Below are 24,496 nucleotides of genomic sequence, written 5' to 3'. Positions count from 1 at the left end.
AGACCAGCAAGTCCTGCAAAACCACTACAAGTTCGCATTGTAGATCATGAATCCTGTGGTGCACGGGCGTTCGGACGGTAGCCGTCGGTGGCCCTGACGAGCTCGTGCAGCGTGCCGGGTTCGGCGCCGCCGTGGCCGGCGTCCTCGACGATCCGCAGCTCGGCCTCCGGCCAGGCGCGGTGCAGCTCCCAGGCGGCGTCGGGCGGCGTCTTCATGTCGTAGCGGCCGTTGACGATGACGCAGGGCACGTCCCGGATCGCCGCCACGTCGAGCAGCTCGCCCTCCCGCAGGAAGCAGCGCCGGGTGAAGTAGTGCGCCTCGATCCGGGCGAAGCCCAGCACCTCCCGGTCCGTCAGCGGAGGGGGAGGCGCGGGCAGCAGCGTGTTGGCCGCCAGCTCCCACGCCGCCCACGCCCGCGCCGCCGGCAGGTGCACCTCGGGGTCCGGGTCGAACAGGCGGCGGTGGTACGCGCCGAGCAGGTCGTCCCGCTCGGCCTGCGGGATCGCGTCCCGGAAGGCCGCCCACTCCGCCGGGAACAGCCGGGCCGCCCCCGAACCGGTGAACGCCCACGCCTCGTCGGCCGCGCTGGCCAGGTAGACGCCGCGCAGCACCAGGTCGGTCACCCGGCTGGGGTGGCGGCGCGCGTAGGCCAGGGCCAGGGTCGCCCCCCACGAACCGCCGAACACCTGCCAGCGGTCGATCCCGAGCCGCCGCCTGAGCAGCTCCATGTCCGCGACCAGATGCCAGGTGGTGTTGGCCTCCAGCGACACCCCGGGGTCGGCGGCGTGCGGGCGGCTGCGCCCGCAGTTGCGCTGGTCGAACAGGACGATCCGATAGGCGGCGGGGTCGAAGAACCGGCGCTGCACGGGCAGCAGCCCGCCGCCCGGACCGCCGTGGAGGAGGACGACCGGTTTGCCGCCGGGGTCGCCGCAGGTCTCCCAGTAGATCTCCTGGCCGTCGCCGACGTCGAGCAGGCCGCTCTCGTAGGGCTCGACGGGCGGGTAGAACGTCATCAGCGTCATGGCTACCAGACCTACTCGCCCCGGCCGCCCGGCGCGCGGCCGATTCACGCTGTGCGGCCGATTCACCCTGTGCGGCCGAGTTACGACGGGCGCGCGAGTTCGGTGAGCGTGCGGCGGAGCAGCCGTGCGGCCAGCACCGGCTTGAAGGCGTTGTGCCGCAGCGGGCGGGCCTCGGCCAGCGCCACGCCGGCGGCCCGCGCGAAGGCGGACGCGTCCGGGACGGCGCCGGTCAGCAGGTCCTCGGCGGCGTGGGCGCGCCACGGCTTGTGCGCCACCCCGCCGAGCGCGACCCGCGCGAACACGATCCGGCCGTCCTCGACGTGCAGCAGCACGGCCGTGCTCACCAGCGCGAACGCGAACCCGGCCCGGTCCCTGACCTTCGCGTACGCCCCGCGCCCCGGCGGCGCGGGCGGCAGATCCACGCTCGTGACCAGTTCGCCGTCCCGCAACACGGTCTCCACCTGCGGCGTCCGGCCGGGCAGGACGTGGAAGCCGGTGAACGGCACGCTCCGCGCCCCCCGCGGCCCCGTCAGGTTGACGGTCGCGTCGAGGGCGGCCAGGGCCACGCACATGTCCGAGGGGTGGACGGCGACGCAGCTCGGGCTCGCCCCCAGGACGGCGTGCGCGCGGTTGAAGCCCTCCAGCGCGTCGCACCCCGCGCCGGGCACGCGCTTGTTGCAGGCGGCGGCGGTGTCGTAGAAGTAGCGGCAGCGCGTACGTTGCAGCAGGTTGCCGCCCACGGTCGCGCGGTTGCGCAACTGCGGCGAGGCGCCCGCCAGGATGGCGCGGGCGAGCACCGGATAGCGGCGCCGCACCCGCGGGTCGGCCGCGACCTTGGTGTTGCCGGCCAGCGCGCCGAGCCGCAGCCCGCCGCCGGGCAGGTCCTCGACGGCCGACAGCGGCAGGCGCGAGATGTCCACCACCCGGCCCGGCCGCTCGACCTCCTCCCGCATGAGGTCGACGAGGTTCGTCCCGCCGGCCAGGTAGCGGGCCGGGCCGCCGTCCGGCGGCGTCGCGGCCATCATCGCGACGGCCTCCGCCACACTGGCCGCCCGCAGGTAGGCGAACTCCCTCACCTCGCGGCGACCTCCCGGACGGCGGCGGCGATGTGGTGGTACGCCCCGCACCGGCACAGGTTGCCCGCCATGCGCTCACCGAGCTCGGCGTCGGTCAGCTCGCGCGGGGGAGCGGTCAGGTCGGGCGTCGCGGCGCTGGGCACGCCGTCCCGCAGCTCGGCCAGCAGCCCGGCGACCGAGCAGACCTGGCCGGGCGTGCAGTATCCGCACTGCAGGGCGTCGTGCCGGACGAACGCGTCCTGCACCCGCGCGCCCACCTCGTCGTCCGCCAGCCCCTCGACGGTGACGATCTCCATCCCCTCGCACTGGACGGCCAGCAGCAGGCACGCGTAGACCCGCGAGCCGTCGGCCAGGACGGTGCAGGTGCCGCAGGCCCCCTGGTCGCAGCCCTTCTTCGTGCCGGTCAGCCGGAGATGCTCGCGCAGGAAGTCGAGCAGGGACACGCGCGGGTCCGCCGGCGGCTCGTGCGGCCGGCCGTTGACGCGCAGGGGGAGCGGGGCGCGGCCGTCCATCCCATCCCTCCGGCCGTACGAACTGTGGCGATCACCGTAACCCGCATCTGGGCGGGACGACGCGGTCCGTGCGCCGGTCGAGGGACAAAACGGTGGCGGGCATTGCCGAATACGGGTCATCAGGCGAGGATCCCGCCGTCGCCCGCGCCCCCACCGGCACTCCCAAGGGATCACCCCTTGGCGGTCATGGCCTCCGCGACCGTCAAGCTGTCCTCGTAGATGTGGCTGCGCGTGATCAGCCCGCCCTCGACGGTCAGGTGCAGCGCGAACGGCGTGGTGTAGGCGACGCCGGTCGCGCGCACGGTCTGCACGATCTGCCCCAGCACCACGGCGTCCGGCCCGTCGACCAGGATCTGCCGCACCGTGGTGCCGTTCAGCTCCGGCACGTGATGCGCCCCCAGCGAACGGTAGTGCTCGGCCACCTCGGCCCGCCCGGACCTGGGCCGGATCCACGGCACCGCCGGATGCCCCTCGACGGGCCAGCTGAGCTGCCAGTCGACCGGCTCGGCGAACAACTCCGCCACCTGCTCCGGATCGCCCTCGCCGATCCGCCGCAACAACTCCTGCACGATGTCCCGCGTGTCCCTCTCCATGCCCCCAGTCTTGCGGCCCGCCTGAACGCCGTCGATTACCCCGGAGGTAACCGCGGGCGGTATCCCGGCGGCATTCCGGCGGCATTCCAAAGGAATCCTTGACATCGCCGGGGCGGGTGGCGGAACATTCCAAGCATGTCTTTGGAATCTGCGGGGCGGCGGCTGGTGCTCGACGATCCCGCCGCGATGCGGGCGTTCGCCCATCCGGTCCGGCTGGCGCTGCACGAGTTGCTGTTGCGATCGGGGGCGACCACCGCCGCCGACGCCGCCCGCGAGGTCGGGATCAGCCAGGCGCTGGCCTCCTACCACCTGCGGCAGCTGGCCAAATACGGCCTGGTGGAGCAGGCCGAGGCGCGCGACGAGCGGGAGCGGCCCTGGAAGGTGACCGCGAGCGTCCAGCTGTGGGACGACGACGTCACCGGGTCAGAGCGGTCGGCCGCCCGCAGTCTGCTGGAGCAGGTCCTGGCCGAGCGGGCGCTGTCGCGGCTGGTGGAGTGGCAGGAGGCGCGGCGGGGCGAGGAGGAGCCCTGGCGGGGCGTCGGCGGCATCGGCAACACCTACCTCTACGTCACCCCGCAGGAGATCACGGCGCTCGGCGAGGCCGTCGCCGACCTGCTGCGGCCGCTGATGGCCCGCGTGGACGACGCGGCGGCCCGTCCGGAAGGGGCCCGGCCCGTGCTGGTGACGCAGATGGTGATCCCGCTCGCCCCGACGGCCTCCGGTGACTGAGCGACGTCCTCCGGCCGCGGAGACCGGCCGGGCCGGCGGGCGAACGGCCGAGGAGCCGCCGGGCCGGGAGAGCGCGGCTCGTCGGTGGCCGGCGCGGGGCGGTGGCGGGTGGGTGTCGCCCGGCGGCGGGCGGGGGTTCGGGCGGTTGCTGGTCGCGTCCGTCGTGTCCCAGACGGGCGACTGGGTGATCAGCACTGGGCTGGCGTTCCACGTCTATCGCCTGACCGGCTCCACGCTGTCCACCGCGATCATGCTGCTGGTCTCCCGGCTGCCCGCCGTCCTGCTCGGGTCCGTGGCCGGGGTGCTGGCCGACCGCTGGGACCGCCGCCGGTTGCTGGTCGTCACCGACGTGCTGCTCGGGCTCGGGTTGCTGCCCCTGCTGGCGGTACGCGGCCCCGCCCAGGTCTGGATCGTCTACGCGGTCGCCCTGTGGACCGGCGTGCTCGGCACCCTGCTCGCCCCGGCGCAACGGGCGCTCGTCCCGCAGCTCGTGCCCGCGTCCGGGCTGGTCCGGGCCAACGCCCTGCACGGCCAGAGCGGTCAGCTCGCCCGGCTGCTGGGGGCGATGCTGGGCGGCGTCGCCGTCACGGCGGGCGGGCTGCCCGCGATCGTCCTGCTCGACGTGGCCAGCTTCGTGATCTCCGCGGTCCTGCAGGCGACCCTGCGTGTCCCGGCCAGGTCGCCGGTCGTGGCGCGGGCGCCGTCCGTCCGCGCCCAGTGGGCCTCCGGGGTGCGGTCGGCCATGGGGAATCCCGGCATCCGGTTGCTGGTCGCGTACATGGTGATCACGGGGCTGGGCGAGGGGATCTTCGCCACGCTCGCCGCCCCCTTCGTGGCCGACGTGCTGGGCGGCCAGGGCGACGCGTACGGGCTGTTCCTGTCGGTGCAGGCGGTCGGCGGGCTGGCCGGTGGGCTGGCCGTGGCCCTGCACCGGCGCGACCCCGCGCCACGGGTGCTCCTCGGCTGGGGCACGGTCGCGTTCGGCCTGCTCGACCTGGCGCTGTTCGCCTACCCCCTCGCCCTCGACGCGCTGTGGCCCGCCCTCGTGCTGATCGCGCTGGCCGGGCTCCCGGCGGCGGCGGCGATGGCCGGGTTCGCGACGCTGGCCCAGACGGCCACCACCGACGAGCGCCGGGGCGGCCTCATCGGGCTGCTCGCGAGTGCCCAGGCCGTCACCTCGCTGCTCGGCATGGCGGCCGCCGGGGTGCTCGGCGAGGTCGTCGGCATCGTTCCCGCGTTGTGTCTGCACGCGGCGGGGCTCGTCACCGCGGGCGTGCTCGTGCTGACGAACCGCCCACCCCACCCCGGGCGCGCCGCTTCCGACGGGAGTCGACCATGACGTTTGTCATGGAGGCGTCTCTGACTGTCGGCACTACACCCGGCGCCGCCACTCCCAGCAGGCTGGTCCCATGCTGAAACTCAAGGACGGCGGCCCCCGGCGGTCGCCGCGCCGGCCGCCGGGCGTTACCGTCGGGCCCTGTGACGGGTGAGGCGGCGGTGCGGGAGGTGGAGTTCGGCCGGGGCCGGACGGCGGCGCGCGCCGGGTCGTGCGGGTGGCTGCTGCTGGTGGTGTGGCCGCTGTGGTCGTTCTTCTCCTCGCGTCCCGGCGTGCTCGCCGTGGTGTGGGTGGTCGCGGCGGTCGCGATCTTCGTGGCGTGCTGGCTGCGGATCATGTGGCGGGCGCTCAGCGCCCTGGGCGCGGCGACGCTGACCTGGGCGCCGGTGGGGCTGGTGGCCGCCGCGCTGGCGCTGCTGCCGGTGCTGCGGGCGCCGTGGGCGTACGTCGGGTTCGTGTTCGTGGTCAGCGCCCTGTCGGCCTGCCTTTCGCGGGTCGCCTTCGTCGTGTCGGCGGCGGTGACGATGGTCGTGGTGGTGGCCGCGCTGGCGGCGTACGGGCGGCCGTTCGAGCAGGTCTGGTGGGTGCCGCTGGTGATCCTGGTCGAGGCGGTGACGGTGTCGAGCCTGAAGCACCTGGGCGAGATGGTCGCCCGGCTCGACGCCGCCCGCGCCCACGTCGCCCGGCTCGCCGTGGACAACGAACGCCTGCGCTTCGCCCGCGACCTGCACGACACGCTCGGCCACACGCTCACCTCGATCACCATCAGGAGCCAGCTGGCCGCCCGGCTGGCCCGTACCGACCCGGAACGGGCCGCCCGCGAGATGGCCGACGTGGAACGCGCCGCCCGCCAGGCGCTCGACGAGGTGCGCCACGCCGTCGCCGGCTACCGTGCCCCCTCGTTGTCGGGCGAGCTGCGCACGGCGGCCCACAGCCTGGACCTGGCCGGGATCCGGCTGGAGGTCTCGCCCGCCGCCGGGCCCGTCCCGGCCGCCGCCGAGACGCTGCTGGCCTGGACCGTACGGGAGGCCGCCACGAACGTCGTGCGCCACAGCCGCGCCCGCCACTGCCACATCGACCTCGCCGTCGACGACCACACCGCCACCGTCGAGATCCGCGACGACGGCCCCGGCCCCGAATCCTCCGGAGACGCGGCCCCCGGCCCCGCCACCCGATCCGCCGGAGACGCGGTCAACGGCGACGACGCCCACAACCCCGGAGCCGAAGGGCTCGGAACCAGAGCCGAGGCGGCCGGGCCTGCGGCCTTCAGGGGCCTGGCCGACGGAGCCGGATCCGGGGCTGAGGGGGGCCTCTCCGGTGCTGAAGGGGCCGGTGCTGGAGGGGCCGGTGCTGGAGGGGCCGGTGCCGACGGGGGCAGGGCCGACGGGGGCAGGGCGGAAGGGGACGCGGCCGGCGGGGTCGGGGTCGGGGGAGCGGTGGTTCAGGGGGGCGGGGCTGTTGGGGGCAATGGGCTGACTGGGTTGGCTGAGCGGATCGCTGCCGCCGGCGGACGTCTGGAGGCCGGGCCGCTGCCCGCCGGCGGCTACCGGCTGCAAGCCCGAGTGCCCTTGGAGGTGCCGTGATCCGCGTCCTCATCGCCGACGACCAGGACCTCGTCCGCGGCGGACTGGCCGCGCTGCTCGCCCTGGAGGACGGCATCGAGGTGGTGGCCGAGGTCGGCCGGGGCGACCTGGTCGAGCCCGCGGTGGCCGAGCACCGCCCCGACGTGGTCCTGCTCGACATCGAGATGCCCGGCATGTCCGGCCTGGAGGTCGCCGAACGCCTGCGCGGCCACCGGGTGGTCATCGTCACCACGTTCGGCCGGCCCGGCTACCTCAGCCGCGCCCTCGACGCGGGCGTGTCCGGGTTCGTGGTGAAGGACGCGCCGGTGGCCGAGCTGACCGCGGCCGTGCGCCGGGTGATGGCCGGTGAGACGGTGATCGATCCCAAGCTGGCGGTGTCCGCCCTGACCGTCGGGCCGAGCCCGCTCACCCAGCGCGAGGCCGAGGTGCTGCGGACCGCCTCCGGCGGCGCGACCGTCGCCGACATCGCCCGCACCCTGTTCCTGACCGAGGGCACCGTACGCAACTACCTGTCCTCGGCGATCACCAAGACCGGGGCGCGCAACCGCGCCGAGGCCGCCCGCGTCGCCGAGTCCCGCGGCTGGCTCTGACCCCCCGGCCACCCCGCAACCTTGCAAGCCCGCAACCCGGCCACCCCGCAACCCTGCAAGCCCGTAGCCCGGGAACCCCGCAAGCCCGCAACCCGTGACCCCGCAAGCCCGTAACCTCGCAACCTCTCAAGAGGAGCTTCGCCATGCCCTCCGACGACTTCCGCCCGCCCGGACCGGAGTTGTTCGACTACCCCGCGCTGTGGGACGGCGCGCCGCTCTGGCTCACCAAGCCGGTGCTGCTGGCCGCCGCCGGCGTGCTCGTGGTGTGCGCGCTGGCCTGGGGCGCCTTCTCCCGGCCCAGGCTGGTGCCGCGCGGCCTGCAGAACGCGGGCGAGTACGCCTACCTGTTCGTCCGCGACCAGATCGCCCGCCCGTCGCTCGGCGCCGACGCCGACCGCTGGATGCCGCTGCTGCTCACGCTCTTCCTGCTGATCCTGCTCTGGAACGTGATGGGCGTGATCCCGCTGCTCCAGTTCCCGGTCACCGCCCACGTCGCCTTCCCCTGGGTGCTGGCCGGAGTCGTCTACCTGCTCAAGCTCTACCTCGGGTTCAGGCACCAGGGCCTGGCCGGCTACCTCAGGAACGCGATGTTCCCCGAGGGCCTGCCCAAGGCCCTGGCGATCACCCTGTACGCGCCGCTCGAACTGTTCTACATCTTCGTCACCGCGCCGTTCACCCATGCCGTGCGGCTGTTCGCGAACATGTTCGCCGGGCACACGCTGCTGGCCTTCTTCAGCGCGGTCGGCTACTGGTTCCTGGTGGAGCGGCCGACCGTGGGCGGCGTGGCGGTGGGCGTGCTGGGCGTGTTCATGACGTGCCTGCTGACCGCGTTCGAGATCTTCGTCATGTTCCTGCAGGCGTACCTGTTCACCATGCTCACCGCCATGTACCTCGGCCAGTCCGTGCACCCGGAGCACTGACCGGTCAGGACGCCGGCGGCGCCAGAACCCGCCAGGCGGACGGCCGCACGATCCAGGTGCGCCGCTCCGCCACCTGCTCCAGCTCACCGTCCACGCTGGCCGGGACGGGCCCGCCCGCCACGGTGATCCGCCTGCCACGGAAGGTCTGCACGTCGGGGCGGGCGGGGTGCCGGCCGCGGCGCAGCCCGGTGGCGAAGGCCAGCCGCGCCAGCGGTCCCGTGGCGTAGGAGACCACCACCTCGGCCAGCCCGTCGTCGGGCCGGGCCGCCGGGGTCAGCGGCGTGCCGCCGCCGATCGTGGCGCCGTTCCCGACGCCGGCCATGAGCACGCGGCGGCGGCCGGTGCACACCTGGGCGCCGTCCACCCTGATCCGCAGCCGCCATCCGCCCGTCCCCGCGCCCGCCAGCACCGCGCCCACCGCGTACGCGGCCCGGCTGAGCAGCGGCTTCAGCGGCGCGGCCCGCTCGGCGGCGTGCGCGCCCACGCCGAGATGCGCGGCGTTGACCACGATGCCGCCGTCGTCGTCGATCAGCAGGTCCACGGGTCGTTCGTGCCCCGCCAGCACGACGCGGGCCGCCTCGGCCGGGTCGAGCGGGATGCCCAGCGTGCGGGCCAGGTCGTTGCCGGTGCCCATGGGGATCAGCCCGACCGGGCCGGCGTCCAGGCGGCCGTGCTCCAGCAGCGCGGCGACCAGCGCGTGCACGCTTCCGTCGCCGCCCATCACCACCGGGACCCGGTCGTCGTGCGACCGGGCGGCCTCCCGCGCGTCGCCGTCGCAGACCCGCACGTCGGCCTCCGCCCGCAGCAGCCGCAGCACCTCCCGCGTGCTGTCGTCGCCGACGCCGCCGGCCTGCCGGTTGCAGATCACCAGAAGTCTCACGGGTCCTCGCCTTCCCTTCCGCTGGGCGGATCGGTCTCTTCCCCGGGCGCCTGGCACAATGCCCCGCCGCCCGAACCCGTTCGCGGGGCGAAGGTCCGGCGCGCGGGACGCGACGGCGCGCCTTCCATGGCGTTGCTGAAGGTTCCCGACGGCTTCTATGGCGTTCCTAAGGTTCCCCGACGGTGGGGTGAAGGTGGCCGCGGTTGAGTTGCCGCAGCGGGCCGGGCCACCGGGGACCGGCCGCCAGAAGGGCAACCGACATGAACCCACGAAAGACCGCGCTGGCCCTCGGGGCGGCGGCGGCCCTGACGCTGGCCGCCTCCGGGGCGGTGCCGGCCGCGGCGGCCGGCCCGTGTGCCGAGGTCTCGTCGACGTGCGCGCCCGCCGACGTGGCCAAGGGCCACGCGGGCGAGAAGACCGCCGGCGTGAAGGCCGGCGTGAAGGCCGGCGTACGGACCGACGTGCGGAAGGACCCCGGCGGCGGGAAGCCGCGCGACGGCAGGCCCGGCTGCGGCCCCGAAAAGACGGACCACCCAGGAAAGCCCGGCAAACCGGACAACAAGGACCACGGCATCTCCCAGGAGGCGTTCGCCAAGGCGCTCGCGGCCGAGCTGGGCGTCGGGTACGACCGCGCCCTGCGCGCCGTCAAGGAGCTGGACGCCCTGACGAAGAAGGGCCGCGTGGACCCGGACTCGGCCGGGTTCGGCGCGGTGGCCGAGCACCTCGGCGTCACGCCGGACCGGCTGGAGCAGGCCCTGCGGAACGTCAAACGAGCGCTGGCCGGTGCCGAGCCCGCATAGAGACCGGCACCGATCTTCCTCAGCCGGGGGTGCGGAGGGGAGAGTGGCACCATGCACGTCCTTGTTGCCGACGACGACGAGGCGGTCCGCCGCTCCCTGACCCACGCGCTCACCCGCGAGGGCTACGACGTCAGCGTCGCCGCCGACGGCCTGCGCGCCCTGGAGGCGGCCGGCGGCGGACGTCAGGACGCGGTGGTGCTGGACATCATGATGCCCGGCCTGGACGGCCTGGAGGTGTGCCGCCGCCTGCGGGCCGCGGGCGACCGCACCCCGATCCTGATGCTCACCGCCCGCGACCTGGTCGGCGACCGGGTCGCGGGCCTGGACGCGGGCGCCGACGACTACCTGGTCAAGCCGTTCGCGCTGGAGGAGCTGCGGGCCAGGCTGCGCGCGCTGCTGCGCCGCAGCGCGCCCGCGCAGGGCCTGCTCCGCCACGCCGACCTGGAGCTGGACCCGGCCGCCTGCCGGGCCAGCCGCGGCGGCCGGCCGCTCGACCTGACCAGGACCGAGTACACCCTGCTGAAGGTGTTCCTGCGCAACCCGGGCCGGGTGCTCAGCCGCGAGGTGATCTTCGACTCGGTCTGGGGGTACGACTTCGGGCCGTCCTCGAACGCGTTGTGGGTCTACATCAGCTACCTGCGGGCCAAGCTGGAGGCCGGGGGAGAGCCGCGGCTGATCCAGACCGTTCGCGGCCTGGGGTACGTGCTGCGGGAGGAGCCGTGAGGCTGCGCACCAGGGTCGCGCTGACGGTCGCCGCCGTGGTGGCCGCCGCGCTGCTGGCGGTCTCGCTGGTGGTCTACCCGGCGGCCGCGGCGGGGCTGGCCGGCCAGCACGACGGGGAGCTGGTGCTGGCCGCCGGGCAGGCGCCGCGGCTGCTGGAGTCGCTGAAGGCCGCCGACTCGCCGCTGCCGGCCAGGCCCCTCCCGGTGGGCAACACGCTGCTGCAGTTCTGCCCCGACCCGCTGCTGACCGGCCCGACCGACGGGTTCGTGCCGCTGGCCGAGCAGGACCAGGCGGTCGCGTTCGGCAAGCTGCCCCCCTACTTCCGGGACGTCACCCACGACGGCGTGCGCTACCGGCTCTACACCGCCCCGCTCAACCTGGGCAAGGGCGTCCTGGTGCGCACGGCCTTCCCGCTGAACCGCGACGAGGAGACGCTGAACGCGCTCAAGCTGCTGCTGGCCGCGCTGACCCTGGGCGGCGCGCTGGTCGCGGCGGCGGGCGCGCGTCTCCTCGCCGGCCGGGCGCTGCGGCCCGTCGCCCGGCTGACGGCCGTGGTGGAGCGGGTCACCGTCACCGGCACCCTCACCGCCGACGGGCTGGAGGGCATGGGCGCCGGACGGGACGAGGTGGCCCGCCTGGCCGGCTCGTTCACCACGATGACGCACGCGCTGCGCGAGTCGGTGCTGGCCCAGCGGCGCCTGGTCGCCGACGCCTCCCACGAGCTGCGCACGCCGCTGACCAGCCTCACCACGAACCTGGAGCTGCTGGAGGAGGGGCGCGGCACGGCCGACCCGCAGGCCCCGGCCCTGGTGCACGAGGCCCGCGTCCAGGCCGAGGAGCTGCGGGTGCTGGTGAACGACCTGGTCGAGCTGGCCAGGCACGGCGACGTCGAGCTGCACCTGGAGGACGTGCGGCTCGACCTGGTGGCCGGACGTGTGCTGGCCAGGGCCGCGGCCCGCGCCCCGCACGTACGGCTGCGCGGCGAGCTGGCCGAGTGCCTGGTGACGGCCGACGCCGACGCGATCGAACGGGCGGTCTCCAACCTGGTGGACAACGCGATCAAGTGGAGCCCGCCCGGCGGCGTGGTCCTGGTACGAGTGGACGCCGCGGGCTCGTTGTCGGTGGCCGACCAGGGCCCCGGCATCGCGGCCCATGACCTGCCGTTCGTGTTCGACCGGTTCTACCGGGCCGAGTCGGCCCGTTCCCTGCCAGGTTCGGGGCTCGGCCTGGCCATCGTCCGCCAGATAGCCGAGGCGCACGCCGGATCGGTGCGCGCCGAGCCGCTGCGGCCCGGCGTGCGGCTGGTCCTCGCGCTGCCCCCGAGCGCGTGACCTGACACTGAGGGCGCGACCACGGGCGCGGACCCCCGCACCCGCGGCCGCGCCGGTCATGGGGCCGGTGGCCTGTCCGGCGGTCAGTGAGCCCCGGCGACGGGCACCGCGGGCGTGGCGGGCGCGGCGGGCCGGGGCATCGGGCGCGGCGGCAGCGCCATCAGCGCCAGGCCGAGCACCGCCCACAGCCCGAGCACCGTCAGCGGGACGGCCAGGGCGGCGCCGTCGAAGTAGACCACGCTGCGCACCAGTTCGAGCGCCGACCGGGTGGGCAGCACGTAGCCGAGCGCCGCGTACCAGGGCTCGATGAACGCGGCGCCGAACGGGCCGCCGCTGGCCGGCAGGCCGATCGGGATGAACAGCACGGCCGCCGCGATCACGCCGCGCGGCCCGAAGCGGCGCATCAGCCCGTTCACCGCCACCGAGACCAGGAAGATCACCGCGCCGGAGACGGCCAGGAGCCCGAGCGGGGCGCCGGTGAGCGCGCCGAGCAGGCCGTCGACGACCCAGGTGAGCGCCAGGCCGCCGGTCACCGCGCCGAGCGCGAGCACCGCCAGGCGCAGCCCCCGGTGCATCATCGGCTGCATGCGCATGGTGAGCACGGTCGTGGCCAGCGCGGTCAGCAGCAGGCCCAGCACGTAGAACATGCCGGACACGCCGGAGGAGTCGCCCTCGGCCAGCGGCCGCACGTCCTCGACCGCGAGCTGCCGTCCGGCGGCGCGCTGCATCAGGGCGATGAAGTGCGGGGCCGCCGTGTCGCCGCCCGCGCTGGCGACCAGCAGCCGGCCCTCGCCCGCCAGGTAGGCGGCCTCGACCTCGCGCCGGAGCACCGCCGCCCGCGCGGCGGCCGCGTCGGCGTACGGGCGCGCGTCCACGGCCCCGCCCGCGGCCTGCTCCAGCCGGGCGGCGTCGGGGCCCACCACGGCGAGCGGCACCCCGTGCGGAACCGGGTGGTGCAGCGCTCCGACGAACGAACCGATGATCACGGCGCCGACGACCGCGGACACCAGGTAGGCGACCGCGACTCGAACAGCGGGATTCTTCATGACGCTCCTCAGTTGTCCACCCGGCTCAGGTCCTGGTGGCGGCCCGCACGACGGGCGCCGCCGCCCTCACCCTGCCGGTTAGAGCGCGCGCTAAGTCAAGGCGTCGGACTCGGATCTGGCTCGCGAATGTTCCAGGAAGTTGAACGTCATCACCACGAGCACCAGGGCGGCCACGGACAGCAGCGCCGGCGCCTGCAACGCGATCGGGATGATCGCCAGGCTGGCCACCGGCATGGCGAGCTGCGGCCCGGACCACTTGCCGAAGATGTGCCAGCGGGCGTAGCAGAACGTCGCGAAGTACAGGGCGCAGCCGCCGAACAGCAGCGCGGTCACGGGTGGGGCGAAGACCTGGCCCGGATGGGAGACGACCTCGGCCATGCCCACCGCCATCGCCATGATCGACCCGATGAAGGCCAGGTGGCCGTAGGAGAAGACGCGCCGGATCAGGTCGGTGCGGATCACGGCCTCGTCCAGGGCCTTGGGCAGCGACTCGGCGGCGAAGATGAAGTACACCCACCACAGAGCGCAGGCCAGCACGAACGTCGCGGCGACCGCGCCGATCGAGCCCACGGCCAGCGGGCGCGCCGATGACGCCTGCGCGCCGATGGCCAGGATCGGCTCGCCCATCGCGATGATCAGCAACAGGCCGAACCGCTCGGGTAAGTGATGGGGGTGGAAGGTGACTCGCACCAGGTGGCTGCGGGTCAGCACCGGCGCGGCCAGGTCGATGGCGGCGGCCGCGGCCCAGACCCACACCCGGGCGCCGCTGTCGAGCAGGCCCCCGGCCAGCAGCAGCGGCCCGGTCACGCACACCGAGAGCGTGAAGGGGTTGACCAGCTCGAACGGCCGGCCGCGGAAGTACAGGGCGGCCAGCAGCGAGCGCTGGGCGAAGTACGCGGCGCCGAACATCAGCCCGCGCTCCTCGTAGGCCAGGGGGGTGGCCAGCGCCATGAACAGGCCGCACAGGCTGAGCGCCAGGATGCCCAGCCGGTCGGGGGTGTTGTTGACGTCGCGGGTGTTGGCGTGCACCGCCATGCCCACCCAGGCCCAGTACGTCGGCACCAGCACGACGACGGCCTGCCCCACGCTGCCCCAGCCGTGGCCGCGGTGGAGCAGGTCGGACAGCTGGGTGACGGCGAACACGAAGACCAGGTCGAAGAAGAGCTCGACCCAGGTGACTTGCTTGTCTGCTTTCGGCTTCATCGAGCGGTGTGACTCCTCGTACGTCGTGCGGGTGCTCACGCGGGCAGCAGCGCGGGCTCGGCGCCCGCGGCCAGCCGCCAGCGCACGTCGAAGGCGTATGCGGCCGAGGCCAGCGTGACGTGGTGGTGCCAGCCGTGGAAGGAACGGCCCTCGTAGTCGAACAGCCCGAAGCCCTCGGCCAGCTCGCCGATGGCGTGGGCGGCCCGCCAGCGGGACTTGGCCAGCGCGACCAGCTCCTGCGCCGGCACGGACATGTTCGTCAGCCAGAACGCCCGCGGCCGCGGCCGGCCGAGCGGCCACTCCACCAGCAGCCTGCGCGAGCGCGCGTGGTCGTCGGAGACCGGCAGGAGGACGAACTGCGAACGCAGCGACCGCCCCCGCGGCCCCTCCCACCAGGCCACCGTGCGCCGCTCCGCCCCGGCCGCGGCCTGCGCCGCCTCGGCCAGCGCGACGCGGGCCCGCGGGCCGCCCCCGCGCACCACGCTCATCGAGGCCCGGACCCGGTGGCGGGCGTCGACCTCGACGACGTAGTCGAGGCCGCGGTCCTCCAGGCCGCGCAGCAGGTCGGCGACGCCCCGGACGTGGGTGAGGTCGGCCACCAGCGGCGCGACGGGCGTGCCCCAGTCGAGCGTCAGGTCGTCGACCAGGTCGATCACGTGCTCGCCGAAGGGCCGGTGCCGCTCCTGGTCGGGCACGTGCGCCCGGGCCCGCCGGTCGTGGTCGGCCTCCCACGACCGCGGCAGGCACAGCCGCCAGTTGACCGGCACGGCCGCCTCGCCCGAGCTCATCAGCACGGCCGCGCCCACCTGACAGTTGACCGTGCGGCCGAGGCCGCGCACGTACTGGCGCTCGACGCCCGCCGACCAGCGGCCGTGCTTGGCGAAGGCCACCTCCTCCACCAGCCAGGCGGCCGGGGGCGCGCCGGCCGCCAGCACGTCGGCGACGGTGCGGCGGACCGGGCGCGGGTCCCAGCGGCTCTGGTTGACGAACTGCTGGAGCGACTGGCCGTTGTGCGGGCCGCCCACCTCGTCGGCGATGCGCTGGATGGACTTGCGCCCGCCCGCGTGCAGCAGCCCCAGCACGTACGACTCGGCCGCGCTACGCTGGTCGGAGCGCGGCAGCGAACCGAATATCGTACCGAAGAATTCTGCGAACTCTTCACGCTCGTTCACCGCGAGTTCTCTCATGACCGCCCCTCACCTGCATTAGAGAAGATCCGTAATGGCGAACGCGGTCAGGATCGCAGTTAAGTTTTGGTTCGCACAAGAGAGTAACACCAAGGTGGCAGCGCAGCTGTCCGGGAGTATTAAAGGGAGTACTCCCGGAGGCATCTACCGGGTGCTCATCGATAACCCGGTATTACATCACACGCGGCCTCAGTCAGGATGTGCGGGTAAAGGACTTGCCGCCCGATGAGTCTGGAGTGCACTCTTGCATCCGCCGGAATCATGTGATCATATGATGCGGGGATCTGCGCCGGTGACTGAGTAAGGCGACACACACTACGGGGGATGACCAGTGCAGTGCAACATCCAGCCCACGGTTGTGATAGCCGAACGGATCGAGGCCCATAAGGCTGCGATCTTGGCACAGCTGTGCGGCGAAATTGAAGAATCAACTTCCGGGGCCGCTCCCGGCGAGTGCGCGGAGTTGGCGGAAGAGCTCCTCGACCTGATGGTGGCCCGGCTCAAGGCCAGTACGGACCGCTCTCCCGGAGCCCTGGCCGGGGCGACGGACGGCGGCCGCGCCGACGCCCGGGAATGGCGGCGAATTTCCCGCGACCTGCACGATCGGGTGGGCCACGAGATCAGCGTGGCGAGCCGGCAGCTGGAGCTCGCCGAAATCGGTCACGCACGTGGTACGGACGGTTTCCCGGTGCATGTGAAGGAGGCGAAGGCCGCGCTGCTGAGAGCCCACCAGGAAATCCGCGACGTCATATCCGACCTGCGCGTTCACGCCTATTGGCCGGGAATGGAGCAAGCGCTTGTGCGGCTCATGACGACCATTGTGGACCCGCGGCTGGAGCATCGCATCACCCTTATCGGCGATGTCGAGGGCCTGCCTCCGCGCATTCGGGACGAGTTATTCCTGATATTACGCGAAGCCATTACCAACAGCATCTCCCACGCGGGCGCCGACCTGCTCGAAGTGTGCGTCAAGATTGCGCACGACCGGATCACAGCAATTGTGCGGGACAACGGCCGGGGTTTCTCGGGCTGGCGCGCGAAACAGGGGAACGGCCTGACCTCCATGCGCGAGCGCGGGGTCGCTCTGGGCGGCCTGGTGACCATAGAGAGCACCCCCGGGAAGGGCACCGAGGTCGTCTTCCGTGCCCCTGTCCGGCCTGTCCGGGACGAGCGGCCGAAGGAAACATCGGATGCAAAGAGAAGGCAGCATTGACGTCCTCATCGCCGACGACCACACGATCCTGCGGGAGACGCTCAAGCAGACGCTGGAGCTCGAACCCGACCTTCGTGTCGTCGCCACCGCGGGGGACGCGCGCGCGGCGGTGAAGTCGGCCGAGGCGCTGCGGCCGGACGTCGTGGTGCTCGACGTGGAGATGCCCGGCGACGGCGTCGTGCGCACCACCACCCACATCCACCGGGTCTCGCCCCGGTCCCGCGTCATCGTGCTGAGCATGTACGACGACCCGGTGCTGGTGCAGGAGCTCATCGCCCACGGCGTGCGCGGCTACCTGCTCAAGAGCGTCGGCCGGGAGGAGCTGGTGCAGGCCATCCGCGGCGTCTGCGCGGACGCCGAGCGCGTCGTCCTGTCGGTGTCGCGGGAGAGCCTGATGATGTCCGGCCGGCCGCGCGCCGGGAAGCTGTCCGAGCGGGAGCTGAGCGTGCTGTCCCTGGCCGCCCAGGGCCTCAGCAACGCCCAGATCGCCACCCGGCTGATGATCGCCGAAGGCACGGTCAAGCGTCACCTGCGCAACATCTTCACCAAGCTCGACGCCACCTCCCGCCTCGACGCGGTGAACAAGGCCATGGCCGCCTCACTGCTGACGCTCTGACGCCTCCTCCGCCATGGCCGCGTCACCGCTGACGTTCTGACGCCTCCTCTCCGGGGACCAGCCAGAGCGTCGCCAGCGGCGGCAGCAGCACCTCGGCGACCGCACCCCCCTCCGAGCAGGTGACCGAGCCCAGGTTGCCGAGGTTCCCGCCGCCGTAACAGGCGGCGTCGGTGTTGAGCGCCTCCTGCCAGCGTCCGCCGGAGGGGAGCGCCAGCCGGTGCCCGTGCCGCGGCACCGGCGACAGGTTGCTCACGCACACCAGCGGCGCCCCCCACCGGTCCCAGCGCACGAAGGAGTAGACGCTGGAACCGGCGTCGTCGGCGTCGATCCAGGTGAAGCCGCCGGGGGAGCAGTCCAGCCGCCACAGCGCGGGGGTGGCGGAGTAGCGCCGGTTCAGGTCCCTGACCAGGTCGCGCACGCCCTTGTGCCGCGGGTCGCGCAGCAGCGCCCAGTCCAGCTCGCGGTCATGGGACCACTCGCTGCGCTGCGCGAACTCCTGGCCCATGAACAGCAGCTTCTTGCCCGGATGCGCCCACATGAAGGCCAGGTACGCGCGCAGGTTGGCCAGCCGCTGCCACTCGTCGCCCGGCATCTTCCCGGCCAGCGAGCCCTTGCCGTGCACCAGCTCGTCATGGCTGAGCGGCAGCACGAAGTCCTCCGCGTACGCGTACGTCAGCCCGAACGTCAGCGCGTGATGGTGGTACGGCCGGTGCACCGGGTCGCGCCGCATGTAGCCGAGTGTGTCGTGCATCCAGCCCATGTTCCACTTGAAGTCGAACCCCAGCCCGCCGGCGGACGTCGGCCGGGTCACCCCCTCCCACGCCGTGGACTCCTCGGCGATCGTCAGCACCCCGGGACAGCGCCGGTGGACGGTGTCGTTCAGCTCCCGCAGGAACGCGATCGCCTCCAGGTGCTCCCTGCCGCCGTGCGCGTTGGGCCGCCAGGCGCCGTCCGGGCGGGAGTAGTCCAGGTACAACATCGAGGCGACGGCGTCCACGCGCAGCGCGTCGACGTGGAACTCCTCGCACCAGTACAGGGCGTTGGCGATGAGGAAGTTGCGCACCTGCGGGCGGCCCAGGTCGAAGGTGAGCGTGCCCCAGTCGGGCTGCTCGCCGCGCAGCGGGTCGGGGTGCTCGTACAGGGGGCCGCCGTCGAAGCGGGCCAGCGCCCAGTCGTCGCGCGGGAAGTGCGCGGGCACCCAGTCGAGTATCACCCCGATCCCGGCCAGGTGCAGCGCCTCGACCAGGGCGCGGAAGTCGTCCGGGGTGCCGTAGCGGGAGCTCGGCGCGTAGTAGGAGGAGATCTGGTAGCCCCACGAGCCGCCGAAGGGATGCTCGGCCACCGGCATGAGCTCCACGTGGGTGAAGCCCATGCCGCGCAGGTACCCCGGAAGCTGCTCGGCCAGGTCGCGGTAGGTCAGGCCGCGCCGCCAGGAGCCCAGGTGCAGCTCGTACACGCTCATGGGCGCCTCGCGGGCCGGGCCGTCGCCGCGGGCGGCCAGCCACGCGCCGTCGCGCCAGCGGTGCCGCGAGGTGAACACCACCGAGGCGGTGCGCGGCGGGTGCTCGGCCGCCAGGGCCAGCGGGTCGGCCTTGCGCCGGGTACGGCCGTCCGCGCCGGTGATCTCGAACATGTACCGGCAGCCGTCGCCGGCCCCGGGCACGAACAGCTCCCACAGGCCGCCGCCGGGCGCCCGGCGCAGCGCGTGCCCGGCGCCGTCCCAGCCGTTCAGGTCGCCCACCAGCCGCACCTCGCGCGCGCCCGGCGCCCACACCGCGAACGAGACGCCCGCCACGCCGCCCACCGTCCGGGTGCGCCCGCCCAGCGCCCGCCACAGCTCCTCGTGCCTGCCCTCGCCGATGAGGTGCAGGTCCAGCTCGCCCAGCACGGACGGCCCCCCGCCGGTCAGGACGTCCATCACCGCTCCACCGTCAGGATGTGCGCCGGCTGCCTGGACGGGTCCAGCCGCACGAAGTTGCGCGCCCCCCACTGGTAGACCTCGCCGGTCAACTCGTCGCGCACCCGGAAGGACGGCCCGAGGTCGGGCAGGTCCAGCGTCACCGTGGCCTGCCGCACGTGGTGCGGATCGAGGTTGACCACGACGATCACGGTGTCCTCGCCCGCCTGCTTGGCGAAGCAGAGCACGGCGTCGTCGTCGGCGTGCTGGAAACGCAGGTTGCGCAGCAGGCGCAGGGCCGGATGGCGGCGGCGGACCCGGTTCAGCGCGGCCAGGAAGGGCGCCAGCGTGCCGCCCGCCGACCAGTCGCGCGGCCGGTACTGGTACTTCTCCGAGTCCTTGTACTCCTCGCTGCCCGGCGCGGCCGGCTCCCGCTCGCACAGCTCGAACCCGGCGTACACGCCCCAGGTGGGGGATGCCGTCGCGGCCAGCGCGGCCCGCACCCGGAACGCGGCCGGCCCGCCCTCCTGCAGGTAGGCGTGCAGGATGTCCGGGGTGTTGACGAACAGGTTCGGCCGCATGTACGCCGCCGCCTCCCCGGCCAGCTCGCCCAGGTAGCTCTCCAGCTCCGGCTTGGCGTTGCGCCAGGTGAAGTAGGTGTAGGACTGCTGGAAGCCGACCGCGGCCAGCGTGTGCATGATCGCCGGTCGGGTGAACGCCTCGGCCAGGAAGACGACGTCCGGGTCGGTGCGGTTGATCTCGGCGATCAGGCGTTCCCAGAAGAACACCGGCTTGGTGTGCGGGTTGTCCACCCGGAAGATGCGCACCCCGTGGCCCATCCAGTGGCGCAGCACCCGCAGCGACTCGGCCAGGATGCCGCCGGGGTCGGCGTCGAAGGAGATCGGGTAGATGTCCTGGTACTTCTTGGGCGGGTTCTCGGCGTAGGCGATGCTGCCGTCGGGCCGGTGCTCGAACCACCGCGGGTGCTCCCGTACCCACGGGTGGTCGGGCGAGCACTGCAACGCGAAGTCCAGCGCCACCTCCAGGCCCAGCTCGGCGGCCCTGGCCACGAAGAAGTCGAAGTCGTCGATCGTCCCCAGGTCGGGGTGGACGGCGTCGTGCCCGCCCGCCGCCGAGCCGATCGCCCACGGCGAGCCGGGGTCGTGCGGCCCGGCGATGGGCGAGTTGCCCGGCCCCTTGCGGTTGGTCCGGCCGATCGGGTGGATCGGCGGCAGGTAGACCACGTCGAAACCCATCGCCGCGACGGCGGGCAGCCGCTCGGCCGCCGTCCGGAAGGTGCCCGAGCGCGGCGGGTGACACCCCGTGGGGTCCACCACGGCGCCCTCGGAGCGGGGGAAGAACTCGTACCAGGCCCCGTACAGCGCCCGTTCGCGCTCCACCAGCAGCGGCAGGTCCTCACCGGCCGTCACGTGGTCGCGCAGCGGCCGGCGGGCCAGCGTCCGCAGCACCGGCTCGGCCAGCGCGATCGCCAGCCGCGCCTCGGGGTCCAGCTCGCCGTCGCGCAGCGTCGCGGCGGCCACGCGCAGCAGCCGGGCGTCGGCGGGCGGCACCTCGGGCTGGGCGGCGGCCCTGGTCAGCAGCCGGGCGCCGGCCTCCATCGTGACGGCCACGTCGAGCGCGGCGGGGATCTTCACCTCGGCCACGTGCAGCCAGGTCGCCACCGGGTCGCTCCACGCCTCCACCCGGAACGTCCACTCGCCCTCCCGGTGGGCGGCCACCTCGGCCGCGTATCGGTCGGAGCCCTGGGAGACGGCCGCCATCGGGATCCAGGCGGCCTGCTTGCCGTCGGGGTCGGTGAGCACGACGTTCGCGCCCACCACGCCGTGCCCCTCACGGAACAGCGTCGCCGACACCTCGAACGGCTCGCCCGGCACCGCGCGCGCGGGCCGGCACCCGCCCGCCACGACGGGCCGGACCCCCACGACGGGCACGCGGCCCGCGGCGATCTCGGAGATCTCGGTCAACACCAGCGTCTCAGTCATGTGTCACGCGTCCTGCAGGTCGGCGATGGTCTCGAACGAGGTGCCGGCGGCGGCCTCGCAGTGCGCCGGCACGGTCAGCCCCGGGTACACCGTCACCCCGGACAGCCGCACGCCGGCCTGAACCGTCACTCCGTTGCCCAGCGCGCTGTAGCCGCTCAGCACGGTCACGCAGTCCACGAACGACTCGACGGTGACCATCGTCCCCACATGGGTGTCGGTGAGCCGCGCCCAGGGGCCGATGATCGCGCCGTCCAGGCAGGCCACCCGCTGCAGCCGGCACCCGGTGTGCAGGTCGACGCCGTCGCCGATCGCGGAGTCGGAGACGACCACGCCGGGGCCGATCTCGACGTCCCGGCCGATGTGCACGTTCGGCCCGATCCTGACCAGGCCCGCGCTGATCTTCTCGGCCAGCGTCATGCCCGACGTCGCGTCCCGCTGGCGCAGCGAGGACTCGTGGATGCGCACGTTGCCCGGGTAGGCCCGCAGCATGCCCTTGAGCACGTGCGGGTAGCCGCCGCTCAGCGCGTCGGTCAGCGTGCCGAGATAGTCGCGCAGGTTGCCCAGGTCGCCCAGCTTGGCGATGGGCGCGATGCCGACCCGGTGCCCGGCCTCCACCAGCCACGGGAGCAGGTCGTGCCCCCAGTCGAGCCGGTGGCGGGCCAGCTCGGCCAGCGCCGGCTCCCCGGCCAGCTTCCGCAGCCGCCCGCAGTCGACCAGGTAGAGCCCGGCGTTGACGGGCACCCGAGCCGGGTCGGCGGCCAGGGCGTGCACCTCGGCCAGCGGTGGTTTCTCCACGAAACGCCGGATCTGCCCGGACGCGTCCGTGACCATCGTGCCGTACTTGCCCGCCACCTCCTCGGCCGGCCGCTCGACCACGGCCACGGTGACCACCGCGTCGCTGTCGCGGTGGCGGCGGACCAGCTCGTCCAGGTCGAACTCGAACAGCGAGTCGGTCGGGAAGACCAGCGCCAGCCCGTCGAGCTCCCAGTAGTCCAAACTGCTCAGCGTCGCCTCGCCGGAACCGGTGTTGGTCCAGTCCATCCGGGGCCGCGAGTAGCGCACGCGCACGCCCAGCCCCTCGCCGTGGCCGAGCACGTCCTTGGCCTGGTAGCGGTTCTCCCGGCCGTTGGCGATCAGGTAGAAGTCGCTGACCCCCTGGTCGCGCAGGGCCATGATCTGCCATTCGATGACCGGCCGTCCGGCGAAGCAGACCGTGGCCTTGCTCCGCAGGTGGCCGGGGGCCTCCAGGGTGAGCGGCCGGGCCCTGAGACCCTGTCCGCCCGCCAATGCGATTCCGGCGATCTCGTTCATTGTCCGTACTTCCCCGTGGGTGTCCTACGTAGAGCGATCATGGTGATGTCGTCGAACTGCTCGGCGGACCCGATGTGCGCGCTGATCTCCCGTTCGAGCCTGTCCAGCAGGTCGTCCGCGCCGGTGGCGGGCTGCGAGACGAGGGTCAGCATGAGCTCCTCGCTGAAGAAGCGGCCGGACTCGTCCCTGGCCTCGGGCACGCCGTCGGTGTAGGCGAACAGCAGGTCCCCCTGGTCCAGGTGGGCCCTGCCGACCTCGAAGACGGAGTCGGGCACCAGCCCCAGCGCCGGCCCGGTGGGACGCAGCAGGGTGTGGCCGCCGCCCGCGTGGCGGATGATGGGCGGGTTGTGCCCGCAGTTGATGTAGACCAGCGCGCCGGTGACCGGGTCGAGCACGCCGAAGAACAGCGTGGCGAAGTAGCCCTGGCGCAGGTGGTTGGCGGTCAGGTAGTCGTTGGTCGCGATCACCGCGCGCAGCAGCGGCGTGGCGTCGTCCTGGACGGTGTCGGCCTCGCCGGTCCCCACGTGCGCGGCGGTGTGCCGCAGCAGGGTCCTGATCAGGGCCATGAACAGGGCGGCGCCGACGCCCTTGTCGCACACGTCGGCCACCACCAGCCCGATCCGCGACCCGCCCAGCAGTTCCAGGGCGTCGTAGAAGTCCCCCGCGACCTCCCTGGCCGGCTGGAACCGGACGGTGAGCTGCCAGCCGGCGCGGGCCGGCAGCGCGTCGGGCAGGAAGCCCGCCTGGATCTCCCGCCCGATCTGCAGCTCACGCTCGTACTTCAGCAGCGCCTCCTCCTCGGCGCCCGGGAAGCGGCCGAACACCTGGCCCGCCCGCAGCCTGCGGTGCAGCAGCTCCGGCACGAAGGGCGGGACGACGTAGTCCAGCCCGGCCAGCACGTGCGGTTCGAGCTGACGCAGGTCGCCGTCGGTGAACGCGACCACGACGGGCGGCCGCGCGCCGGCCTGGACGACCCGCGTCACCTCGCGCACGACCTCCACGTCGAGGCTCGCGTTCACCAGCAGCAGACCGGTGGGCGGAGGCGCCTCGGCCAGCAGCTGCTCGGGGGTGCGCCTGGCCACGGGAGCGCCGTCGGCGGCCAGCAGCAGGCACAGCTCTTCCGCTGCTGGTGATGGGCCACTGACGACGAGGGTCACCTCCGCATCCATCGGTACCTCCTAGACGCGGTTCATGATGATGGTCGTCCGGTTACGACCCGAGCTGTACTCGTAGCGGACCTGGTCGGCGACCGTACGGGCCAGGTAGACGCCCAGCCCGCCCGGCCGGCGCTCGCCCAGCGGCCGGTCCAGGTCGGGAACGGCCTCGTAGGCGGTCGGGTCGAACGGCGGCGCCGAGTCGGTCAGGCGCAGCCACACCCGGCCCGGCTCCACCCCGCCGGTCAGCTCCAGCTCGCCCGGCCGGTCGCGGTGGCCGTGGGTGATGATGTTGACGATCAGCTCCTCGGCGGCCAGCCGCAGCCAGTGGGCGCGCGTGCGGGTCAGCCCGCCGAGCGCGCTCAGCGTCTGCACGTAGGCCATCAGCTCGTCCAGCGACTCGGGTTCGGCGGGAAGCCTGAGCCGCTCCATCGCCTGCCTACTCGGGGATCGCATCGCTGAAGTCCACGCTGTGGTGGAAGCCGACCAGCCGGATGGTCTGCTCGATGGCGTCGTTGGCGCCGACCAGCACGATGCGCACGTCGTCGGCCAGCTTCTGCCGGGCGAACACCAGCCCGCGCAGCCCCGCCGAGGACATGTAGCTGAGCTGCGACATCTCCAGCACCAGCAGCTCGGCCGCGGCCTCGGCCGCGCGCTCCACCTCCCTCCTGAAGGTCTCGGCTGTCAGGGCGTCCAGCTCGCCCTCCAGCGTGATCAGTGCGGTGCTGCCGTCGTGGGTCAGGATCGCGTTGAACGACATGGGATCTCCTT

The 24,496-nt window shown here is 73.4% G+C and carries 24 protein-coding genes; 10 read left to right on the top strand and 14 right to left on the bottom strand.

The features are described 5' to 3' along the window. Window positions 1-44 precede the first annotated feature (44 nt). The 4 genes from pip to AB0C33_RS39530 all read right to left on the bottom strand — a co-directional run bounded on the left by pip (window position 45) and on the right by AB0C33_RS39530 (window position 3,203). Window positions 45-1,016, bottom strand: a complete 972-nt coding sequence (gene pip / locus AB0C33_RS39545) for a prolyl aminopeptidase (RefSeq protein ID WP_358297769.1) — start codon at window positions 1,014-1,016, stop codon at window positions 45-47. An 86-nt stretch (window positions 1,017-1,102) separates the two neighbouring features. Beyond that, the gene (locus tag AB0C33_RS39540; RefSeq protein WP_358297617.1) at window positions 1,103-2,098 is read right to left on the bottom strand and encodes a xanthine dehydrogenase family protein subunit M; all 996 of its coding nucleotides are present in this window, start codon (window positions 2,096-2,098) and stop codon (window positions 1,103-1,105) included. Further along, window positions 2,095-2,610: a 2Fe-2S iron-sulfur cluster-binding protein gene (locus AB0C33_RS39535; RefSeq protein WP_358297614.1), complete on the bottom strand. Its 516-nt coding sequence runs from the start codon at window positions 2,608-2,610 to the stop codon at window positions 2,095-2,097. Before AB0C33_RS39535 ends, AB0C33_RS39540 begins: the two co-directional genes overlap by 4 nt. Before the next feature lie 170 nt (window positions 2,611-2,780). Continuing rightward, a complete protein-coding gene (locus tag AB0C33_RS39530) occupies window positions 2,781-3,203 on the bottom strand; it encodes a nuclear transport factor 2 family protein (RefSeq protein ID WP_358297612.1) in 423 nt (140 codons plus the stop codon). Window positions 3,204-3,338: 135 nt separating this feature from the next. On the opposite strand from AB0C33_RS39530, the gene AB0C33_RS39525 reads away from it, so the two are divergent. The 5 genes from AB0C33_RS39525 (at window position 3,339) to atpB (ending at window position 8,361) form a co-directional block, all read left to right on the top strand. Next, on the top strand, window positions 3,339-3,932 hold the full coding sequence (locus AB0C33_RS39525) for a winged helix-turn-helix domain-containing protein (protein ID WP_358297609.1): 594 nt from the start codon (window positions 3,339-3,341) through the stop codon (window positions 3,930-3,932). Beyond that, a complete protein-coding gene (locus AB0C33_RS39520) occupies window positions 3,925-5,271 on the top strand; it encodes an MFS transporter (RefSeq protein ID WP_358297606.1) in 1,347 nt (448 codons plus the stop codon). Before AB0C33_RS39525 ends, AB0C33_RS39520 begins: the two co-directional genes overlap by 8 nt. A 140-nt stretch (window positions 5,272-5,411) precedes the next feature. Continuing rightward, a complete protein-coding gene (locus AB0C33_RS39515) occupies window positions 5,412-6,851 on the top strand; it encodes a histidine kinase (RefSeq protein ID WP_358297603.1) in 1,440 nt (479 codons plus the stop codon). Next, window positions 6,848-7,441, top strand: a complete 594-nt coding sequence (locus AB0C33_RS39510; protein WP_358297601.1) for a response regulator transcription factor — start codon at window positions 6,848-6,850, stop codon at window positions 7,439-7,441. Before AB0C33_RS39515 ends, AB0C33_RS39510 begins: the two co-directional genes overlap by 4 nt. Window positions 7,442-7,584: 143 nt before the next feature. After that, the gene (gene atpB, locus AB0C33_RS39505) at window positions 7,585-8,361 is read left to right on the top strand and encodes a F0F1 ATP synthase subunit A (protein ID WP_358297599.1); all 777 of its coding nucleotides are present in this window, start codon (window positions 7,585-7,587) and stop codon (window positions 8,359-8,361) included. Window positions 8,362-8,365: 4 nt separating this feature from the next. On the opposite strand, the gene AB0C33_RS39500 is transcribed toward atpB, so the two are convergent. Then, window positions 8,366-9,241 carry a diacylglycerol kinase family protein gene (locus AB0C33_RS39500; RefSeq protein ID WP_358297596.1) on the bottom strand — a complete coding sequence of 292 codons (876 nt, stop codon included), beginning with the start codon at window positions 9,239-9,241 and terminating at the stop codon, window positions 8,366-8,368. 260 nt (window positions 9,242-9,501) lie between these two features. On the opposite strand from AB0C33_RS39500, the gene AB0C33_RS39495 reads away from it, so the two are divergent. Genes AB0C33_RS39495 through AB0C33_RS39485 form a run of 3 tightly spaced genes read left to right on the top strand, consistent with a single transcriptional unit; the run spans window position 9,502 to window position 12,095 of the window. Beyond that, entirely contained in the window at window positions 9,502-10,041 is a 540-nt protein-coding gene (locus tag AB0C33_RS39495; protein ID WP_358297593.1) for a hypothetical protein, read from the top strand. Window positions 10,042-10,092: 51 nt separating this feature from the next. Beyond that, entirely contained in the window at window positions 10,093-10,764 is a 672-nt protein-coding gene (locus AB0C33_RS39490; RefSeq protein ID WP_358297590.1) for a response regulator transcription factor, read from the top strand. Further along, complete coding sequence (locus AB0C33_RS39485; protein ID WP_358297587.1) at window positions 10,761-12,095, top strand: HAMP domain-containing sensor histidine kinase; 1,335 nt, start codon at window positions 10,761-10,763, stop codon at window positions 12,093-12,095. Before AB0C33_RS39490 ends, AB0C33_RS39485 begins: the two co-directional genes overlap by 4 nt. Before the next feature lie 83 nt (window positions 12,096-12,178). On the opposite strand, the gene AB0C33_RS39480 is transcribed toward AB0C33_RS39485, so the two are convergent. From AB0C33_RS39480 to AB0C33_RS39470, 3 genes are all read right to left on the bottom strand, one after another. Next, window positions 12,179-13,141 (bottom strand): hypothetical protein, encoded by a 963-nt coding sequence (locus AB0C33_RS39480; protein ID WP_358297586.1) that lies wholly within the window; start codon window positions 13,139-13,141, stop codon window positions 12,179-12,181. Between the two features lie 90 nt (window positions 13,142-13,231). Then, complete coding sequence (locus AB0C33_RS39475; RefSeq protein ID WP_358297583.1) at window positions 13,232-14,344, bottom strand: low temperature requirement protein A; 1,113 nt, start codon at window positions 14,342-14,344, stop codon at window positions 13,232-13,234. A 35-nt stretch (window positions 14,345-14,379) separates the two neighbouring features. Then, a complete protein-coding gene (locus tag AB0C33_RS39470) occupies window positions 14,380-15,531 on the bottom strand; it encodes an IS701 family transposase (RefSeq protein ID WP_358297580.1) in 1,152 nt (383 codons plus the stop codon). Window positions 15,532-15,862: 331 nt separating this feature from the next. Between AB0C33_RS39470 and AB0C33_RS39465 the strand changes: the two genes are divergently transcribed. Then, window positions 15,863-16,744, top strand: coding sequence for a histidine kinase (locus tag AB0C33_RS39465; protein ID WP_358297577.1), 882 nt, complete (start codon window positions 15,863-15,865; stop codon window positions 16,742-16,744). Then, the gene (locus AB0C33_RS39460) at window positions 16,722-17,360 is read left to right on the top strand and encodes a response regulator transcription factor (protein WP_358297574.1); all 639 of its coding nucleotides are present in this window, start codon (window positions 16,722-16,724) and stop codon (window positions 17,358-17,360) included. Before AB0C33_RS39465 ends, AB0C33_RS39460 begins: the two co-directional genes overlap by 23 nt. Before the next feature lie 22 nt (window positions 17,361-17,382). Here AB0C33_RS39460 and glgB read toward each other — a convergent pair whose 3' ends face one another. Genes glgB through AB0C33_RS39430 form a run of 6 tightly spaced genes read right to left on the bottom strand, consistent with a single transcriptional unit; the run spans window position 17,383 to window position 24,485 of the window. Then, a complete protein-coding gene (gene glgB, locus AB0C33_RS39455; RefSeq protein WP_358297571.1) occupies window positions 17,383-19,278 on the bottom strand; it encodes a 1,4-alpha-glucan branching protein GlgB in 1,896 nt (631 codons plus the stop codon). Then, window positions 19,278-21,260, bottom strand: a complete 1,983-nt coding sequence (locus tag AB0C33_RS39450) for an alpha-1,4-glucan--maltose-1-phosphate maltosyltransferase (RefSeq protein ID WP_358297568.1) — start codon at window positions 21,258-21,260, stop codon at window positions 19,278-19,280. The genes glgB and AB0C33_RS39450 overlap by 1 nt, the downstream gene beginning before the upstream one ends. A gap of 3 nt (window positions 21,261-21,263) precedes the next feature. Then, a complete protein-coding gene (locus AB0C33_RS39445; protein ID WP_358297565.1) occupies window positions 21,264-22,571 on the bottom strand; it encodes an NDP-sugar synthase in 1,308 nt (435 codons plus the stop codon). Next, window positions 22,568-23,740: a PP2C family protein-serine/threonine phosphatase gene (locus AB0C33_RS39440; RefSeq protein ID WP_358297562.1), complete on the bottom strand. Its 1,173-nt coding sequence runs from the start codon at window positions 23,738-23,740 to the stop codon at window positions 22,568-22,570. The genes AB0C33_RS39445 and AB0C33_RS39440 overlap by 4 nt, the downstream gene beginning before the upstream one ends. 9 nt (window positions 23,741-23,749) lie before the next feature. Then, window positions 23,750-24,181, bottom strand: a complete 432-nt coding sequence (locus AB0C33_RS39435) for an ATP-binding protein (protein WP_358297559.1) — start codon at window positions 24,179-24,181, stop codon at window positions 23,750-23,752. Further along, the gene (locus tag AB0C33_RS39430; protein ID WP_352329001.1) at window positions 24,165-24,485 is read right to left on the bottom strand and encodes an anti-sigma factor antagonist; all 321 of its coding nucleotides are present in this window, start codon (window positions 24,483-24,485) and stop codon (window positions 24,165-24,167) included. Before AB0C33_RS39430 ends, AB0C33_RS39435 begins: the two co-directional genes overlap by 17 nt. Window positions 24,486-24,496: the final 11 nt, after the last annotated feature.

Origin of the sequence: Nonomuraea sp. NPDC048881 (assembly GCF_040649795.1) — a bacterium.
Classification (GTDB): domain Bacteria; phylum Actinomycetota; class Actinomycetes; order Streptosporangiales; family Streptosporangiaceae; genus Nonomuraea.
Note: the sequence above shows the minus strand (reverse complement) of the source record. Positions and strands in the feature narration are given on the sequence as shown.